This is a genomic window from Vibrio sp. YYF0003 (genome assembly GCF_036350715.1).
In the GTDB taxonomy this organism is placed as follows: domain Bacteria; phylum Pseudomonadota; class Gammaproteobacteria; order Enterobacterales; family Vibrionaceae; genus Vibrio; species Vibrio natriegens.
Map to the genome: position 1 here is coordinate 16,413 of NZ_JAZDWA010000004.1, position 19,564 is coordinate 35,976.

Consider the following 19,564-nt stretch of genomic DNA (forward strand, 5'->3'; position numbering starts at 1 on the left):
TTTTATGTGACATTGTTCATATATTAATCAATGGGTGGATTGGTTGCATAATAAGTTGTTTGTTTTATTTAAATTTCATTACTACCTTGTTATCTGTTCGTTGCAAATGATGCAGGGTTATTCTGTTTTTGAACGAATCGGCACAAACAACTATATGGATGTTAACAATGAAAATGAAAGCTCTAGCCGTAGCAGTGGCGGCACTAGCATGTGGTACACAGGCATTCGCAGCAGAAGTTTACAACAGCGATGGTACATCTCTATCAATCGGCGGTCATGTATCTGTGGGCGTGGGTGAGTATTATGACGAGGACGTAAAGGTTCACCAAGTATCTCCTCGTATCAACGTGGCGGGCAAAAAAGACATCGGCAATGGTGTGACTGTTGATGCTAAAGGTGAGTGGGCACTTAACTACCTAAACGGTGGCGATCAGTCTTTTTCAACTCGTCTTGGCTACATTGGCGCAACGCATGAGCAACTTGGTCGTCTGGTTGTAGGTACGCAGTGGACTCCATACTACGATGTAGGTGGTGTTGCTGATTTGCCAATCGCGTTTGCGAACGACTTCCTATATTCAAACTACTACGAGCTTGGTTCTGCTCGTGGTGAAAAAATGGTTAGCTACCGTAAAGGTTTCCAATTCGGTGAAGGCTTTGCGTTCAATCTAGGTCTAGGTTGGCAAGGTCAAAACGGTGATTACGATGACCGTGGCCAAGTTTCTATCAGCACTGAGTTAGCAGGCTTCGGTCTTGGCTACGCATACAGCGGTGGTGATGTTGAATTTGGTGGTCAAACTGGTAAAGAAAACGCAAGTTCACATATTTTGTCAGCATACTACGGCTCTTACGGTTCAGGCCTTTATGCGGCAGTTGTATACGGTATGAACGAATACTTCTTTGAAGGTCTAGAAGACACTACTCAGCTAGAAGCACTTTTAGCGTACGGTGTTAACGATTGGACTTTCAGCGTGAACTACGAAGGCGTGGAAGACGATGATCTAGACACTCTTTACAGCGAAATGGCACTACAAGCAGAGTACGCTGTTACTCCTTCATTCTACACATTCGCAGGTTACCAAATTGACCTAGGTAACGACATTGATGAAGATGAGAACGACTACTGGACTATCGGTGCTCGTTACTACTTCTAATCAATAGGACAGTATCTACTGCCTAAACACAGTTATTGTGTTAGCGCCTACTTCTTGCTTTGTAAAAAGGATTAAGGGAGTAGGCGTTTTTATTTCGGCCGATTATTGTGCTGACGCTGATCGTAACAATGCCCGCAAGTGCGGGCATTGTTTTTCTGTTACTTTGTTTCTAGCAGATCTAGGAAGAAAGCATATTCCAGTGCATCTTCTTTTAGGCGTTTAAATCGACCGGAAGCGCCACCATGTCCTGCCTCCATATCGGTCTTAAACACCAGCACGTTGTTATCAGTCTTCATTTCGCGCAACTTAGCTATCCACTTCATTGGCTCAAAGTACTGAACCTGAGAGTCATGCAAACCCGTGGTGACGAGCATGTTTGGGTAATCCTGCGCTTCAATATTGTCGTAAGGCGAATAACTCAACATGTAGTCGTAATAGGTTTTGTTGTTCGGGTTACCCCACTCATCGTATTCATTCGTGGTTAATGGAATCGATTCATCCAACATCGTCGTCACAACATCGACAAAAGGTACATGCGCACCAATGCCGCGGTATAACTCTGGCGCTTGGTTAATAACAGCGCCCATTAACAGGCCTCCTGCTGAACCGCCCACCGCGAACACTTTATCTTTTGCCCCGTAGTTCTTCTCGACTAAGCCTTTCGTTACATCGACAAAATCGTTAAAGGTGTTTTGCTTTGTCAGCTTTTTACCATCCTCATACCAAGGTCGGCCGAGCATTTCAGAGCCGCGAATATGGGCAATGGCGAAAACGAAACCACGATCCAGTAAACTTAAACGTGTTGAGCTGAAGGTTGGCTCTATTGTCGCGCCATAAGAACCGTAACCGTATTGATAAATAGGATTGGTACCATCTTTGTTAAAGCGATCTTTGCGATAAACCAGCGAAACAGGCACTGACTTGCCATCACGAGCTTTGATCATGATTCGTTCAGACTGGTAATTATCTGCATTAAAGTCACCCAGGACTGGGGTTTGTTTCATGACCTCAGATTCACCCGTTTTCAGATCGAAATCATAGTAAGTACCCGGCGTGGTTAAGCTACTGTAGTAAATGCGTACTTTATTGTTATCTAACTCGTAGTTTCCAGTTAGGTACGCTGCAAATGCGCTATCGTGAAATTGGAGGGGGAATTCGTTACCGCTGGATAGTTCACGCACAGTGACCGTGGATAAGCCATTTGCGCGTTGCTCATAAACCAGATGGTCATCGAACAACTCAAAATCGACCAGCTGAGTATCATCGTCTGCCGGAATAACATCTTGCCAATGAGAACGGTCGTGCATGTTGTCTTTATGTACTTTCATCAAACGGAAGTTAATTGCCTCATAGTTCGTGTAGATGTAGTACCAGTCGCCAAGCTTTGCGATGCTGTACTCGACGCCTGTTTCGCGCGGGAAAAAGGGTTCAGCTTTCGCATTTGGGTTGTTTGCATCAAGGACTGAAACACCACTGGTTTCTGTACTGGAGTGCCAAATGTAGACCTCTTCTCCATCCTTACTCTTGCTGATGTAGGTGTAGTACTCACTATCTGTTTCTTCGTAAATCAGCTTGTCTGTACTTTGCGGGGTTCCCAGTACATGGCGATAGACTTGGTAGCCTAACAGTGTTTGTGGGTCCTTCTTTATGTAATAGAACGCTTGGTTATCGTTTTGCCAGGCAATGGCACTAGAAGCGCCTTCGATTTCGTCCTCAAGGTATTTACCCGTCTCCAGATTCTTGATTTTGATGGTGTAAATACGGCGACTTAACGTGTCTTCGCCATAAGCCAAAAGCGTTTCATCAGGGCTGACATGTAATCCACTAACATTAAAGAATTCATGACCTTTGGCCAGTTCGTTGACATCTAAAATCACTGATTTATCAGTGCCAGCAAAGTCTTTGGCACGCAGATGAACTTCATATTCGTTATCTCCAGAGACTTCACTGGAATAAAAGTAACTGCCCTTACGAACTGGAACGGAGTTGTCGTCTTTGGCTATTCTGCCTTTGATTTCTTCAAACAGTGTTTTCTGAAGCGTTTCGGTATGCTTGAGAACGGTTTCGGTATATTTATTCTCTGCTTCAAGATGCTGCAATACCTCCGAATCTTTGCGCTCGTCGTCTCGCATCCAGTAGTAGTTATCGATACGGGTGTCGCCATGAATCGTCATGGCATGCGGCACTTTCTTTGCGACAGGCGCTTGTGTTTGCTGGGCAATGAGCTGTGACTGAGAATAATGGTTCATAGTTGAAGTTCCTTGATTACTGCATCCGGCCAAAATTGCGACTGATACGGCCAACGTCGTAAGAGTAAAACGCATCTGTTTATCCTTGTATTTTATACCCAAGTCATCGTTTTTAATGGAATCTAATTGTATATGGCTTGAGCGTGCTTTCAGGTTTGTTACCGATGTTTTTGATCTTCCAGTGATCGATATGAAACTTCATTGTGTAAGCAGTTGTTATACAAAGCAAACAGTCTTTTGGAATGTGAGTACAAAAAAGGGACATACTACATAGTATGTCCCTAAGAAAATGCATATTGAGTTTGGTTATATAACCTGTGGTACTTGGTTGGAATGATCCGGCGTGCGGTTAACCCAGCGTAGCCCGAGCATTGCGATAACTGACATCGCCATCATCAAAATACCCAGAGGCATTTGGTTCTGAGCGGGGAATAATGATGCAAGTAAGGTTGCGATACCCGCGCCCAAGTTTTGCATACCGCCCAACGTCGCACCCGCAGTACCTGCATGGTATGGGAACGGAGAAATCGCCCCCGTTGTGGCTGCCGGAAAGAGTATACCTGCACCCAAAAAGTAAATAGTAGCGCCGCCAATCAAGGTTAACGCGGTCGTTAAGCCAAACAGGCCTGGGATCAACACGACGGCTGAACCGATAAAAATGGCAACCAGACCAACATTCAGGGCTCGGCGCATTGAACGGCGCTGAGCGATGTAGCTCGATAAGCCTGAACCAATCAGGTATCCCGGGATCGGAATAATAAACAGCAAGCTGACGGTTGTCGCTGGTAATCCCAACACGCCGCCTAGTAGCACACCTGCAGCTGCTTCAATGACGCCCACACCCGCGAATGTGGCCACAAGGCAGATCAAAAAACCTTGGAAGCGTTTATCGGATAAAACGTATTGATAGCTCTTAGTCACTGGCTCATTTTTGCGCTTTTCGACAGGAAGAGTCTCCATCATGCTCGTCATCATGGTAATGACCACAGCAATACCAAATAGCGCGAGAAATAGGTAGCTAGAACGCCAACTGAACGCTTCTGTTAAATAGCCACCCAGTAATGGTGCCATCAAAGGTGAGAAGAGGATACACATGCTGATCAAGCTATTCGCACGGTGTAATTCTGCACCTTCAAAACAGTCACGAGTTAAGATACGTGCCATCGCACCACCACAGCCAATGCCCAAGCCCTGAATAAAGCTACCAACTAAGAACCATTCAAACTGGTGGGTAAATAGAGCGACTAACGTCCCCACGATGTAAATGAGCAAGCCAGCAATAATAATTGGTTTACGTCCAAGACGATCGGACAACGGACCATACACAAACTGTGACAAGCCATATGGGATCAAGTAACAGGCCATAACGGCTTGAAGTGAAGACGCAGAAACCAAAAATTCACTCGCCATATGACCGATTGAAGGCACGTACATCGTTTGGGTCATCTGACCTACGGCAGTCAATATTGCGATTAAAAACGTAAGTTTCACTAATGGAAACGAAGCCGGCATTTACGTGTATCTCCAATAAATTTAAGGTGTAAGAAGTCTTAGCTCTCCATAAAGAGTGCTAATGTAATTTGTTATATTAGGGGATGATTCGTGCGAGATATTAGTGCTTGAATCTGTGCTTGGCAATCTAAACTTTTGTCGTCAAGCAAGATTAAAATCTATGATTTGGATTAGAAAAAATAATCCGAAAGTTTGGTGTGCGAAAAGACAAAAAAGGGAGCGAATGCTCCCTTTGAAAAATTTATGCTTGTTCTCGACCTGATGCGTAAGCGTACAGCAGTTCTAGAGCAATGGTCGCGCCTGCTAATGCGGTGACATCACTTTGGTCATAAGGTGGTGATACTTCTACCACGTCCATGCCTACGATATTCATGCCAGCCAAACCACGAATGATTTTAAGCACCTTGTCAGTATTTAAACCGCCGCAAACCGGCGTTCCCGTTCCCGGAGCAAATGCTGGATCTAAGCAGTCTATATCAAAGGTAACGTATACTGGCTTATCAGCAACGGTACGACGAATCTCGTCTAGAATCTCATTCACAGACATGTCATTGGCTTGCATCGCATTAATAACGTTGAAGCCGTGATCTTGCTGTTTGTATTCAGTACGAATACCAATTTGTACTGAGTTCTTCGCAGAAATTAGCCCTTCTTTCGGTGCATGGTAGAACATCGTACCGTGGTCGTATGAGCTGCCGTTCGCGTATGTGTCTGTATGAGCATCGAAATGAACTAGCGCCATTTCGCCATAATGTTTCGCATAAGCACGCAGAATCGGAAGGGTGATGAAATGATCCCCCCCCAGTGCAAGCATTGTTTTCTCGCTTTTTAAGATCTCGCTTGTCGCCGCTTCCAAACGGTAAGTGAAGTCTTCTGCGTCACCGCAATCGAAGACCAAGTCTCCGGAATCAATGACGGTTAACTTATCAAATACGTTGAAATCCCAAGGGAATTTTTTACCTTCCCAGGCTAAATTCACCGAAGCGCGACGGATAGCATCCGGACCCATGCGAGCCCCTGAACGACCAGATGTTGCCATGTCGAGAGGAACGCCGAGTACCACAACGTCTGCCTCTGCAGTCACCGGATTTTTAATGTACGGAAGACGCAGAAACGACATTGAGTTGGAGTAAAGCGAATAATCAGTTTTAGTAAACAAATCATTCATATCAGAAATCCTCTAAATAGGTGTATCCCACCAAACCTTGTTCCAGTTCAGCAAGGATTTGTGTTTGTTCACCGGCTTCAACTCGTTCTGAAACCAGTTGTTTGTAATTATCTCGAATCGCTTCAACGTCGATATGAACATAACGCATCATGTCCTCTACGCTATCACCTTCGTTGATGTAGCTAATTTCAAACTCACCGTTCTCTTCTACGTTAACAACCACACTGTGGGTGTCACCAAATAAGTTGTGCATGTCACCAAGAATTTCCTGGTATGCGCCGACTAGGAAGAAACCCAGCAGGTATGGCTTATCTTTTGTCCACGCTGGAACTGGTAACGTACTTTCTATACCTTGACCATCAACATAAAGATCAATCGCACCATCAGAGTCACAAGTGATGTCCAACATAACTGCTCGACGTTCTTCGGCGTCGCCTAAGCCAGAAAGCGGCAATACAGGGAATACCTGATCGATCCCCCATGCATCTGGCAGAGACTGAAAGAGCGAGAAGTTGACAAAGAACTTGTCTGCGAGACGTTCGCTCAACTCATCCAGAATCGGACGGTGGAAGCGGTTCTTCGTGCTCATCTTACGACTCAATTCGAAGTAAATGCGCAGTGACAGCTGTTCTGCCCAAGCGCGCTGCTCAAGGTTAATCACGCCAGTTGCAAAATTAGAATGTGCTTCTGCCAAGTCACTTTGCGTGTCGTTGTAAATCTCTATCAGTGCTCGAGCGTCAGTGCCATTTTGCAAGTTTTCCCAATTACGCCACATGTTTTGCAGCAACAAAGGGGCATCATCGGCTGGAGCAAACACGTCTTCAGGTTGGTAAGCTTCTGTGCCAATTACATTGGATACCAACACGGCATGATGCGCCGTCAAAGAGCGACCGGACTCAGAAATAATCACCGGCATCGGCTGCTCATATTGCTGACATACATCACCAACCGTGTTAACGATATTTCGTGCGTATTCAGCAAGGCCATAGTTCATCGAGTTGGATGATTGGCTACGTGTTCCGTCATAATCTACAGCTAAGCCGCCACCCACATCGAAGTAATCAATGCTGGCACCCATTGCACGCAGCTCGCAGTAAAAACGTGCAGACTCATTCACACCGTTGCGTACATCACGAATGTTCGCCATTTGTGACCCGAGATGGAAATGCACCAATTGCAAAGCATCGAGGTTACCGCTGCTTTTCAGGCGGTTAATCACGCTCAGCACCTGTGACGCAGACAGACCAAACTTGGACTTTTCGCCACCACTTGATTGCCACTTACCGGCTCCCTGAGAAGCAAGGCGAATACGCAGACCCAAGCGAGGTTGCACGCCCAAACTTTCCGCTTCTTGCAGCACAAGATCAAGCTCTGATAGCTTCTCTAAGACGATAAACACTTTATGTCCGAGCTTTTCGCCAATCAGCGCAAGGCGCACGTATTCGCGATCTTTATAGCCATTACAAACAATCACGGAGCTAGCTTGTTGAGCCAGGGCCAGTACGGCTAATAGTTCCGGTTTACTGCCAGCTTCGAGGCCGAGTTGTTTTGTCTCGAGCTCTGCTTGGCTGGCGAGTATTTCATCAACCACTTCACGTTGCTGGTTTACCTTAATTGGGTATACCAACAAGTATTTATTCGGATACTGATAATCTTCAATCGCTTGGTTGAAAGCATCACAAAGACCATGCACACGCTGATGCACGATCTGTGGGAAGCGAACGAGAACAGGCAAGTTCAGTTGCTTCGCTTCTAGCTCTTTTACAATGGCACTGAAAGGGATTTGATGTGCACGGTCACTTCGAGGAGAGACGTATACCTCGCCTTGGTTATCTATACCGTAGAAGCCTTGGCTCCAGTAGTGAACGTTGTAGTCCGCGCGAATGCGGTCTAATTTCGTTGCTTTTTCCAACTCAATTCTCACAAAAATGTACTTAACCCTTTAATTTATTAGAAGGAAAAGTACCAAAAAGCAATTCATGAGGCATTAATACCAATCACAGTGAGTAAGTGATCAGAAATAGCGCAGGAAAAATGCATGATAACAAGGCACAACTTTTTGATAAGTAGTTACTCTACAGTCAAAAATTGTAACGCAGTTATCGAACATTTTAACCAGCTAGAATGACCAGTTATTTGCTACGATTGGTATCACCTCATACCCTGACACGAACTCCGTGTGCGCGCATTAACGGACAAAATTTGTTTAGAGTCTAATGATTAAAATCTATCTTATCGATTAGGCTTTGTTGTCGAAGATTGGTGTAAATATTTATACCCAGTTTACTTCTTGAGGGGGGGATTCAGAGTGCTGTTACTGGTGTTAAATTAACTTGGACAACATATATTTAACAATTTAATGTTTCTACTGTTATAGTTGGTCTGACCAGAAAGGATGTGGTCTTAAAACAGTATAAGGATAGATTTTGCAGCTACATAGAATTCAGGGGTACATACAGACCATGTACCTGGCCGAGTACGCCGATAAACTCATGTTGCTTGATGGTGCAAGCCGAGCTGATATCCCTCATCTTAAAGATTTTATTGAGTATCAACTTAAGCGACCATTTACCGATCTCAAGCTGGTGGTCGTAACCCACATGCACCCGGATCATGCGGGAGCGGCGCATAAGCTTAGAGCGTTGACAGGATGCAAAGTCTTAGCGGCCAAACGTGACGTTCAGTGGTATAGCGGTATTGATGGCTGGTTGATGCATTTGACAGACTTGGCGTTGGCTAGGTGGATGGCAAATCGAATGCACAAACCCAAACGCAACCTGTGGTATTCAAGGCAACTGAATCCAGATATTGAGCTGGTGGACGGTGAAACTATTCCTGGTTTTGAAGATTGGCAGGTATTGGAAACGTTGGGGCATACCGACAGAGACTTATCGGTCTATCATTCAGAACAGAGCGTGTTGTACGTAGCGGATCTGATAGTAAAAGTGAAAAAGCACTTGATTGCACCATTTCCTATTTTTCACCCCAATCAATATCGTCTTTCCGTTAAACGGGTTTTTGAATTGCAACCAAGCTGTTTGTTGCTTGCGCATGGAGGGGAAGTGTTTTTGGATGAAAAAGCCTATCGGCATATTCTGGATACAGCGCCGACCAAGCCGCATACCCATTGGCGGGCGACGAAAATAAAAGCGAAAGGGTTGTTGAGTGTGTTGCTGCGGAGAAAGAAGAGATAAGTGACACCTTGTAGAAGGGTCACTCATCGATAAGATAGCGTTATGACGCTAATAAGTGTGACTGGCTTGGATCAACTAATACTTTATCTGCCATTGCCTGACGGCCTAGCAGCATCATGTATGTCATGTTTTCGCGGTTAGTCAACGTAATGTCTATTGGCCACTGTTGATCGTTCATGCGTAGCATTGTGGTGATCACGCAGCGGTGCTCGAACGTCCCGTTTGAGGATTTCACTTTACGGTTCGCTTTTAATGGCGCTGTACAACGAACGACCTGTTCTAAGTGATAAACATCCGGGTGAAGATCGAACTCTACGTACGAACGGCCGTTTTTCTCAAAGCACTCGATATTATCGACGTGAAGAGAAGAAGTTTGCGCCCCAGTATCAATACGAGCTTCAAGATGGGGAATTCCTAACTCTGGTAAGCAGATTGCTTCGGCATTCCCAATGACAATTTTCTGATTCATAGTGTCATCCTAGCGACGGGTCGCATAAAGAGGCGAAGTCACCTCTTTATACTGTTTGGATAGTGATCAACCTTTACCGCGAGTACGGTTTGAATTTGGTTTTGCGTTTTTTTCGATAAAGTCGAAAATCATCCCTGCAATGTCTTTATTTGTTGCTAACTCGATGCCTTCAAGACCTGGCGAGGAGTTCACTTCCATCACTACAGGACCGTTTTTCGATTGCAGGATGTCTACGCCACATAGGTTTAAGCCCATTACTCTTGCTGCATTAACCGCCGTTGCACGTTCTTCTTTACTCAATCTGACAAGTTGAGCAGAACCACCGCGGTGAAGGTTCGAGCGGAACTCACCTTCTTTTGCCTGACGTTTCATTGCTGCAATCACCTTGTTGCCCACAACGAAACAGCGAATGTCAGCGCCTTTAGCTTCTTCGATGAACTCTTGAACCATGATGTTCGCTTTTAAGCCCATAAAGGCTTCAATCACACTCTCTGCTGCTTTATTGGTTTCAGCAAGAACAACACCAATACCTTGAGTACCTTCAAGTAGCTTAATGACAAGAGGAGCACCGCCAACGTTTTTGATCACGTCCTGAATGTTGTCAGGGTGGTGAGCAAAACCAGTACGTGGTAAGCCGATGCCTTTGCGAGATAAAAGCTGCAAAGAACGTAGCTTGTCACGTGAACGGCTGATCGCTACCGATTCATTGACACAAAATGTACCCATCATTTCGAATTGGCGTACCACAGCTGTGCCGTAGAAAGTGATTGAAGCGCCGATACGTGGAATAACCGCGTCGTATTGTGGCAATTCTTCACCCATATAACGAATCTTAGGGTTGTTACTCGTAATGTCCATGTAGCAGTGCAGAGTGTCGATAACATCAATTTGATGTCCACGCTCTTCGCCTGCTTGCTTTAGGCGCATGGTTGAATATAAATTCTCATTACGAGAGAGAATAGCAATACGCATGGCTGTTCCTTTGTAAGTCAGTACCAGGTTAAAAATATAAGTATAGAGTATAGAATGCAGCAGGCTGATGATATTGATATGACATAACCTACATACTTCAACGAGTTAGAATGGTGGTTGGACAACCACGTCGTTGAGGGTGTGCACATTAGATTTTTTCGCTGGCAGATGAAAACGAAAAAAACTCGTCGTGACGACAAATATTTTTTATCGAACCGGAGCGAATTACGATGGGTAATCTCTAGCAAAGAGCAACGATGATGGGTGGTAAAAATGATAAAACCCCGCCTGGTTTCCCAGACGGGGCTTATTCTTTTTCGCAGCAATCCGGCTACTAAATAGGTGCTCCCTGCATCTATCCTTGATAATGGCTAAGTCCTTTAACCGAGTTCCCTGTTCATCGCCTTCCTAGCGGTGTCCATTCTAGCCTGTCATCCTGACGGGCGAACTCTATCCTAGAGCTTAACTACATCCTTGCTGACAACTCATCCTAAGCTATCAAATCTTCATCCTGAAGATACCTAATCCTTTAGGCTTTTTCCTGTTCCTGCCAACATCCTGTCGACACATTCAGTATTCATGGTTTGTGGTTTTGACTCAATCCTCTATTTGCAATTATTTTTGAAATCGATTGCATGAATGAAATTATTTTTATTTATAAACAATAAGTTAATGTTATTTTCTGGCTTTAATCTTAGTGTGCTTTAATCCATTTGCTTACACGCTATGTAAGAGATCTCGCACAAGTTGTTGGGCTAATATCTTAAATGTGAGGGTTTTGGATAAGCTGGCTGATTTGCTCTCGATCACAAACCGGTCTATATATCTCTGGGAGATCAATATTCTCTGCTCAGCAAAGTTTTCCTTGTTCTAAGAGAAGTAGTAAGTGAGTTCGATGGAAGACTTTGTTGTATCGCAGGTTTTTATCTCTGAGTGCTAGACTTTTGCGTTAAGAGTGTGGTAATTGATTATATTCCACCTCGGAAATTCTTATTAAGATTTGGTGACAGTAAAAAGAAGGAACTTGATTGCCATTTTTCTGTCATATCAGGTGAGTAGGTTGACCGTGTAAGGAAGATAATATTTGGTTTGCTCAAATATTATCGATAGTAAAAAGACCATTATTGTCATTATGTTGTGAATTTGGCCACGGTTAATTGGTTGATTCCTATATAGATTTAACGGAATTGCAAACCTTAGACAATAAGCTCAACGTGAGCGTTACTTATATAAATAAGGGAGATTACTATGAAAAAGATGAGAAGAGCTCAGTTACATCGTGTTCGTATTCAGTATTGGAAAGATACGAAAGATGAGACAGCTAAAAAATCATAGTTAACTACTTTCGACGTCAATGGGCTGGCAGTGGAATACAATATTCCCAGCAATTGCCAGCTCTAAAATACCCTCCTAGCTTTACTTTCCTTCAGACAAAAAATAAAAAAGCCGATCCGAAGATCAGCCTTTGTATAATTTCCTAGCTCAGTTTCCCTGTCTGGAATTACAAGTAGTTGGCATCTACCAATTCGCCAGCTTTTGCAGTTTTTACTTCAGGGCGTGCTTCCAGCCAAGCCAGAACTTGTGCTTTTTGCTCTTCAGTTGCATTGCCGTAGCGCTCAGTTGAGCACAGGAAGCCTTCAAACAGTTCCAGACCACCACCGCCAAAGCACAGACCCAAACCGTCAATGTAGTCAACAAAGTCATCAACGAATACATCGTAGCGGTCGAAGTCATTGATGTCTGTTTCACAGCTGATTTCGAACCCTAGGATTGCGAATTCGCCTAAGAACAGTTTTTTACGGATACGACGGCTTTTGTTATCGATTTTTTCTAATTTCATAACTATCTCTCGTAGATGATCTTATTACGCACACGTTATACCTTCTATAGAACCATATCCCAAGTAAAATTCTATTAATACGACATGTTTGGTTGTTCTTTGTGCAAGCGATGTCTCGTATTCTTCCGTATTGATAGAGTGTTTAACCGCGCTAGAGTCGATTTGGTGAAGAAATAATTCAGCAACATAACCTTCATTTATCTTAATTATTATTGTCACAATGTTTCTCCAAACTTCCCCTCGTTCAACTACTTATAAAATCTAATTTAAAATTAAATCAAATATCGGGAAAGTGAGATCATGAGTAAGGAAACGTTCAACGCAACGCGCTTTAACCACAGCAACAACAAACCTTTTGAAGAAGTATTAGAAGCGAGTCTATCTCGTCGTAGCATTTTGAAAGGCGGCTTGGGCATCAGTGCGATGACTGCGTTTGGTGCTTTTGGCTTGGCTGGGTGTAATTCATCTAGCTCAGGTACTTCGACAAGTGCTGCGTCTGGAGTATCAAAAGCAGTACTCAACTTTGAATCGATTCCTGGTTCGTTAACGGACGCAGTTTCTATTCCATCAGGTTACACCGCGCAGGTATTGGTTCCGTGGGGGACACCTCTAAATGCTCAGGGTAACGCATGGAAAAATGACGGTTCAAACACCAGTTCTGACCAGCTGAACGCGTTAGGCATGCACCATGACGGTATGCATTTCTTCCCATTGAATGACAGCACGACTGATGGCTTGCTATGTATCAACCATGAATACATCGATACAACAGCGCTGCATCCGAATGGCCCAACGGTTGAGAACAATGTTCGAACCATCGTTGACGAAGTTCGTAAAGAAATCAATGCTCACGGCGTATCTGTGGTTCGTATCCAACTTGAAGACAACATGTGGAAGCTGGTTGATGCTGATCCACTTAACCGCCGTTACACGGGTGCGACAGTGATGGATCTATCTGGTCCAGTTGCGCACACTGAATTGACGGTAACACGCTTTTCTCCAGACGGCAGCCAAGCTCGCGGTACGCTGAACAACTGTGGTAATGGTTACACACCTTGGGGAACTTACCTAACTTGTGAAGAGAACTGGCCTGGCTATTTCGTTAACGCGGGTACTCGTACAGAAGAGCAAAACCGTATTGGCATTGAGTCAGGAAGCACTCGCTACTTATGGGAAACTCTAGCTGGCAACGCTGAAGAGCGATTGGATGAGTTCACTCGTTTTAACTTAGCACCAACAGGCGCAAGCTCAAGTGACGATTACCGCAACGAAGCTAATGGCCATGGCTATATTGTTGAAATTGACCCATACACGCAAAACTCTCGTGCGAAAAAACGTACTGCGCTAGGTCGTTTCCGTCATGAAGGCTGTGCATTCGGTAAGCTGGAAGAAGGTAAGCCGGTTGTATTCTACTCAGGTCACGACTCTCGCTTTGAATACCTGTACAAGTTCGAGTCAGCTGCTGCTTGGGATCCTGCTGATGCAAACCCAGCAAATCGCCTGGCAACAGGTGATAAGTACATGGACGAAGGCACGCTTTATGTTGCGAGATTCAATGAAGACAGCACTGGTACGTGGTTGCCATTGACGCTAGATAGCATCACAGCTTCTGGTGGCACACTGGCGGATCATTTTGACTCTTTAGCAGAAATCATTCTCAACACTGCAGGCGCTGCTGACTTAGTGGGTGCAACGCCGATGGACCGTCCTGAGTGGTGTACAGTTGACCCATTCACTGGCACGGTTTATCTGACACTGACTAACAATACTCGTCGTACAGAAGATACCAATGCGGCAAACCCACGCTTAAACAATAAATTTGGTCACGTGATTCGCTGGGATGAAGGCGATTCTGCTACCGAGTTTAGCTGGGATATCTTTGTGTTTGGTTCTCCAGCAAATGGTGATGCCGACACTAACCGCTCAAGCCTAACGGAGTTAAACCAGTTCGCAAGCCCGGATGGTTTGTCTTTCGATGGCCGTGGCATCCTTTGGATTCAAACGGATAACGGTGCAGACGAAGTGACCTCTTATACCAACGATCAAATGTTGGCAGTCGTACCATCGAAACTGACGGATGAAAATGGCGACCAAGCGACGATTGGTGCGGATAACCAAGCCGAACTGAAACGTTTCTTTGTTGGTCCAAACGGTTGTGAAGTGACTGGCTTTACCATTAGCCCAGATTACAAATCATTGTTTGTAAATATCCAGCACCCGGGTAACTGGCCATACAGCGATGATGCAGCAGAAGAAACACCTGCTGGTACAACGGTTCGTCCTCGTGCATCGACAGTTGTGATTCGCCGTGAAGACGGTGGTGAAATCGCAGTATAACTGCCGCCAGTAAACGGTTTTAAAAAGCCCTGCTTGTGCAGGGCTTTTTGTTTTGTAATCAATGCAGAAATCTACTTAGAAAGAGAAAGTGTGCTGGTGAGCGTGTGCATAGGAGCCTCCGGGAGGTCATGATATTGACCAAAAAGCGTAACTTGATTACGGCCAGAATGCTTAGAGTGGTATAGCGCTACATCAGCTTGAGTCAGTGCCCTGTCCATCGTACTGCTTTGTACGAGTTCACTGACCCCAAAACTCATCGTAATTTTGAACTCAAATGACTGAAGGGATGCTTCATTTTCTATCGCCGTTCTAATCTGCTCTGAAAAATTTTTTGCCTGATCTAATTTGTCTAAAATAATCATCAAGAACTCATCACCGCCCACACGAACGACACATGCGGATTCAGGCAGTTGTTTTTTAAGTATGTTGGCTATCTTTTCCATCACCTGATCGCCAGCATTATGTCCAAATTGGTCGTTAATTGCTTTAAATCGATCAATATCGGCCATCACGACACTAACAGGAAGGTTATGTTTACTCGCGTCTTTGAGCAGGCACGGGACGATATCTTCCAACGCTCTGCGATTATAGAGACCGGTTAACGCATCGCGTAGAGATAAGTCATTAATCGATGCAACAAGGCGGGCATTAATTAACCACAAAATGTTAAAACTTAAAGCAACGATCAGACAGATACTAAATAAGAAAGTAAGTTGATGGATAACGCCTGCATTCATAAAGCTAGCCATCTCTGGTGCGAATATACTCCAAAGTGCTCTTGCTCCCATAAAAGCGCTATAACAAAAGAAAGAATAGGCCATGGTTTTTACAGGAAGGTTTAGATCATTTTCTTTACCTTTGAGCATCGCAATGCCACTGCATAATGTCACCAAACACAGATAAACACTCAGGTAGATAACGCGACTTTTGACCGAAGGTTCGTAAAAAGTGAAGTAATAAAATGAGGCGCTAATCAAGGGGATAAAACACGCCATAGTGTGGGCGAGTTTAAGAGGAAAAGAACGGAAAATACTCACACTATAAAGCGTGAGTAAGAAGCCTATTAAAATAAGCGTATTGGCCACGATAATGGTGACCCAGTCGGGAGCGGAATCTCTGAGTCCAAGCAAAAATGGTCCGAGACCAATAAACAACAAAGAGACAGAAAAAGTGCTCAATCCTTTTATTTTATTCTGTGTGTATTGGTAACATAGGAGGCTAATAGAACAGATGCAAGAAAACAAAATAACAATAAAGTTAAGTGTTCTTACATCTAAATAGTGATTGTCCATAGGCGCTCCGTAATGAGTTATCACTCAGGTAACTCCTTTACCTGAGTTTAACAAATAAGCCCCTAATATATTAACGTAATTATAGATAGTTGTCTTATGTGTGACCGCTATTCTTTGACCAACGCCAGAGTCTCCCCTTTGTTTTCGTTTGGTTTAAACAACAGGCCGAGCCCAGCAATGACGACGCTCGGTACAATCCAACTGGCAAATTCATTGTAGAGAGGCAGGTGAGCGCTCATCCATTGATCAATGGATTCAGGCATATTACCCAGAATATGCATTGCATCGACACAACCAAATAGTAGTGCGGTGAACGCTGTGAATACCACCATTAGTTGGGACATTTTATTACGCAGTGGAGCCATCATCATTAAGGCAATCGCGACTGGATGCAGGGCAACCACTACCGGTAAGGTAATTGCCAGAAGTTGTTCTAGTCCAACATTGGCAATCAATCCTGCCAATACCATTGTTGTGATGACACTGCCTTTGTAGCTTACTTTATTAAAGGTCTTGTCATAGAACTCGCTTCCTGCCGTGGTGACACCAATAGCCGTTGTCAAACAGGCTAAGACCATGACTGCGCCTAATAAAAGCGAGCCAAAAGCGCCAAAATGACTGAAAGTAAACGCTGTTAGAATCTCACCACCGTTACTGAATTCATTGCCCAGGTAAGTACTCGTCGAGCCAATGTAAGCCAAAGAAATATACACAAACGCCATGGCAACGGCATACATAAGAGCGGCGATTAAAGTGTATTTTGCCGTTGCTTTTCGGCAGTTTATTCCCATGCTTCTAATTGCGCGGAAGATGATCCAACCAAAGCCAATTGATCCCAGTGCATCCATCGTCATGTATCCCTGAGTCAGGCCTTCTGCAAAAGCACCTCCTACGTATGGTCCCGTTGCGTGAGTGGAATCACCGGCAGGGTAGACCAGTGCCGTCACTGACAAGACAATTAAGATTGCCATTAAAGCGGGTGTCAGAACTTTTCCGAGATTGTCTATCAACTTACCGGGATATAGAGCAAACAAAATGGTAACTACGCAGAACACGGCGGTGAAGGGGATTAATGCTGCATCACCAAGCATCGGCGCAAAGCTAAATTGATAAGCCACGGTAATAGCGCGTGGAATTACGAATGCCGGACCAATGACGATGAAAACCATTACCCAAAAGCTGGTGGCTAATGGTTTGGGTAAAGCAGCGGTTAATTTATCTGAGCCATTAACAATCGCGACGATCACCAATGCCATTGCAGGTAATCCCACTCCGGTCAAAAGAAAGCCTGCCATACCGCTGAGAAAGTTTTCGCCAGCCTGATACCCCAAGAATGGAGGGAAGATAAGATTACCCGCGCCTAAATACATGGCGAAAGTCATAAAGCCTAAAGCAGCGATATTGCGTGCGCTTAACATTGTTATTCCTCTTGTGTTTCGCTTGAAAGAAACTGAAAGGAATGGGGAGTGTGTAGTGACCCGTCAGCTTCTTATCAAGCTGACAGAAAGTGTGGTATTGCCTGTCAGCCCTGAATCAGTTTCAGAGAGAGCAGGAGGATCGCAGCAGCAACACCTGAAGGGCGTTTTAATGCAAATGTTGATTGCATGGTCGCTGACATGAGAGATCCTTATATAGTGAAAAATGCCAAGGGACACGTTTGCCTTGGCTTATCGCTACACTAACGAACATTACGACCTTGGCACAACCCTGCAGAGGAAAATAAGTTGATACGGTTAAGGTTTGTTTTTAGGTTGGGATTATAAACTGGTTTTTTAGAGTTAAACTGGAATATATAACTACTAGGTTTTGGCTTGGCATTTTAGGTTATGGCTTTCTGCTCTCCATTTGGATTTTTTCGCTACAACAAATTGTTCAAAAGGTAAGCAGATTCCCATTGTCCTAATCTGTGCTTTACGATGAAGACATTTTTTCAGCAGAATTTTAATGAAAGTGTAGTTTGGGGTGTGTTTTTTATAGTGACCCTGGAGAGCCGTGATAATTTCTTATGTCGGATAAACCAATGTTGTTTCGTGTGGCAGGCTACGCGGTATTCTCTGTCAATTTTGTTTACAGTGGCGGTAATTTAAGTTGCAGCAGTCTTAACTCTGGGTTTTTATTTGAGGTCGTATGAAATCAGTTTATGACTATATTGTCGTCGGCGGTGGTATCGTTGGCGTGTCTACCGCTTGGCAATTACAACAGCGTCATCCTGATCGTTCCATTTTGCTGGTGGAGAAAGAGTCTGGTTTCGCAATGCATCAGACCGGACACAATAGTGGCGTGATTCACGCTGGTGTTTACTATGCTCCGGGCAGCCTGAAAGCCGAATTTTGTAAACGAGGCGTTGAGGCTACCATCGCATTCTGCACCGAGCACGGCATTCCGGTTGAGAACTGTGGCAAACTTTTAGTGGCGACCAGTGAGCAGGAAGTCGAGCGAATGAATGCGCTCTATGAACGTTGCCACATCAATGGCATCGAAGTTGAGCTACTTGATCAAGCGCAGTTAAAGCTGGCGGAGCCAAACATCACGGGGTTAGGCGCGATTTATGTCAAAGACACAAGTATTGTTGACTATCGATTAGTGACGAAACACATGGCGAAAGCGTTCCAAAAGCTCGGTGGGCAAGTTAGCTTGCGTACTCAAGTGGTTGCGATTGAAGAAAAAGATCAAGAGGTACAGCTTACTTGTGTTTCTGACGGCCAGTCGATGCAACTGAACTGCAAGATGTTGATGACTTGCAGCGGGCTGATGGCTGATCGCATGACTAAAATGATGAAGATTAAGACCGATTTTCAAATCATCCCGTATCGTGGTGAATATTATCGTCTGGACAGCAAACACAATCATGTTGTGAATCATCTTATTTACCCCATTCCCGATCCTGACCTACCGTTCTTAGGCGTTCATCTGACTCGCATGATCGATGGCTCTGTTACTGTGGGGCCGAATGCGGTTCAAGGCTGGAAGCGGGAAGGATACGCTAAATTGAACTTCAGTTTTCGAGATACATGGAGAATGCTGCGCTTTTCGGGTTTTTGGAAAGTGTCAAAAAAACATCTTAAAACGGGTTTAGAAGAGCTGAAGAACTCTTGGTGGAAGTCTGGCTACTTACAGCTGGTCAACAAATACTGCCCCATTATCCAAGTTGAAGATCTTAAACCTCACCCAGCAGGTATTAGGGCTCAGGCTGTGTTATCCGATGGCACATTAGTGCATGACTTCCTGTTTGCAGAGACTGCTCGTAGCCTGCATGTGTGTAATGCGCCGTCACCAGCCGCAACGTCAGCAATACCTATCGGAGAATACATTTGCGATAAAATCGATGCGAAGATAAAAGCGAAAGTCGATATAGGCGAAGAGCGCTATTGATGAGATGT

Annotated in this window: 14 protein-coding genes; 5 read left to right on the forward strand and 9 right to left on the reverse strand. The window is 44.5% G+C overall.

Annotation, left to right across the window (positions count from 1 at the left end):
• Window positions 1-167: 167 nt before the first annotated feature.
• On the forward strand, window positions 168-1,151 hold the full coding sequence (locus V1U08_RS12885; RefSeq protein WP_014233529.1) for a porin: 984 nt from the start codon (window positions 168-170) through the stop codon (window positions 1,149-1,151).
• 158 nt (window positions 1,152-1,309) lie between these two features.
• On the opposite strand, the gene V1U08_RS12890 is transcribed toward V1U08_RS12885, so the two are convergent.
• From V1U08_RS12890 to speA, 4 genes are all read right to left on the reverse strand, one after another.
• Window positions 1,310-3,475, reverse strand: a complete 2,166-nt coding sequence (locus tag V1U08_RS12890; protein WP_330470739.1) for a S9 family peptidase — start codon at window positions 3,473-3,475, stop codon at window positions 1,310-1,312.
• A gap of 231 nt (window positions 3,476-3,706) precedes the next feature.
• A complete protein-coding gene (gene emrD / locus V1U08_RS12895; protein ID WP_020334640.1) occupies window positions 3,707-4,912 on the reverse strand; it encodes a multidrug efflux MFS transporter EmrD in 1,206 nt (401 codons plus the stop codon).
• A 241-nt stretch (window positions 4,913-5,153) separates the two neighbouring features.
• On the reverse strand, window positions 5,154-6,080 hold the full coding sequence (speB, locus tag V1U08_RS12900; protein ID WP_014233532.1) for an agmatinase: 927 nt from the start codon (window positions 6,078-6,080) through the stop codon (window positions 5,154-5,156).
• Window position 6,081: 1 nt separating this feature from the next.
• Window positions 6,082-7,992 (reverse strand): arginine decarboxylase, encoded by a 1,911-nt coding sequence (gene speA, locus V1U08_RS12905; protein ID WP_330470913.1) that lies wholly within the window; start codon window positions 7,990-7,992, stop codon window positions 6,082-6,084.
• 550 nt (window positions 7,993-8,542) lie between these two features.
• Between speA and V1U08_RS12910 the strand changes: the two genes are divergently transcribed.
• Window positions 8,543-9,274: an MBL fold metallo-hydrolase gene (locus V1U08_RS12910; RefSeq protein WP_330470740.1), complete on the forward strand. Its 732-nt coding sequence runs from the start codon at window positions 8,543-8,545 to the stop codon at window positions 9,272-9,274.
• A gap of 40 nt (window positions 9,275-9,314) precedes the next feature.
• Here V1U08_RS12910 and V1U08_RS12915 read toward each other — a convergent pair whose 3' ends face one another.
• The 3 genes from V1U08_RS12915 to V1U08_RS12925 all read right to left on the reverse strand — a co-directional run bounded on the left by V1U08_RS12915 (window position 9,315) and on the right by V1U08_RS12925 (window position 12,555).
• Window positions 9,315-9,743 (reverse strand): ATP-dependent zinc protease family protein, encoded by a 429-nt coding sequence (locus V1U08_RS12915; RefSeq protein ID WP_330470741.1) that lies wholly within the window; start codon window positions 9,741-9,743, stop codon window positions 9,315-9,317.
• A gap of 66 nt (window positions 9,744-9,809) precedes the next feature.
• Window positions 9,810-10,715, reverse strand: coding sequence for a 30S ribosomal protein S6--L-glutamate ligase (gene rimK / locus V1U08_RS12920; protein WP_014233536.1), 906 nt, complete (start codon window positions 10,713-10,715; stop codon window positions 9,810-9,812).
• Between the two features lie 1,501 nt (window positions 10,716-12,216).
• Window positions 12,217-12,555 carry a YggL family protein gene (locus V1U08_RS12925; protein WP_014233538.1) on the reverse strand — a complete coding sequence of 113 codons (339 nt, stop codon included), beginning with the start codon at window positions 12,553-12,555 and terminating at the stop codon, window positions 12,217-12,219.
• A 300-nt stretch (window positions 12,556-12,855) separates the two neighbouring features.
• Here V1U08_RS12925 and V1U08_RS12930 point away from each other — a divergent pair, with 300 nt between their 5' ends.
• Window positions 12,856-14,892: a PhoX family protein gene (locus V1U08_RS12930; RefSeq protein WP_330470742.1), complete on the forward strand. Its 2,037-nt coding sequence runs from the start codon at window positions 12,856-12,858 to the stop codon at window positions 14,890-14,892.
• Window positions 14,893-14,963: 71 nt separating this feature from the next.
• On the opposite strand, the gene V1U08_RS12935 is transcribed toward V1U08_RS12930, so the two are convergent.
• Together V1U08_RS12935 and brnQ are read right to left on the reverse strand one after the other, a co-directional pair.
• Window positions 14,964-16,184 (reverse strand): GGDEF domain-containing protein, encoded by a 1,221-nt coding sequence (locus tag V1U08_RS12935; RefSeq protein WP_243977471.1) that lies wholly within the window; start codon window positions 16,182-16,184, stop codon window positions 14,964-14,966.
• Window positions 16,185-16,291: 107 nt separating this feature from the next.
• Window positions 16,292-17,602: a branched-chain amino acid transport system II carrier protein gene (gene brnQ, locus V1U08_RS12940; RefSeq protein WP_065297934.1), complete on the reverse strand. Its 1,311-nt coding sequence runs from the start codon at window positions 17,600-17,602 to the stop codon at window positions 16,292-16,294.
• A gap of 55 nt (window positions 17,603-17,657) precedes the next feature.
• Here brnQ and V1U08_RS12945 point away from each other — a divergent pair, with 55 nt between their 5' ends.
• Entirely contained in the window at window positions 17,658-17,804 is a 147-nt protein-coding gene (locus tag V1U08_RS12945) for a hypothetical protein (RefSeq protein WP_155521828.1), read from the forward strand.
• A gap of 507 nt (window positions 17,805-18,311) precedes the next feature.
• Window positions 18,312-19,556, forward strand: a complete 1,245-nt coding sequence (gene lhgO / locus V1U08_RS12950) for an L-2-hydroxyglutarate oxidase (RefSeq protein WP_330470743.1) — start codon at window positions 18,312-18,314, stop codon at window positions 19,554-19,556.
• Window positions 19,557-19,564 lie beyond the last annotated feature (8 nt).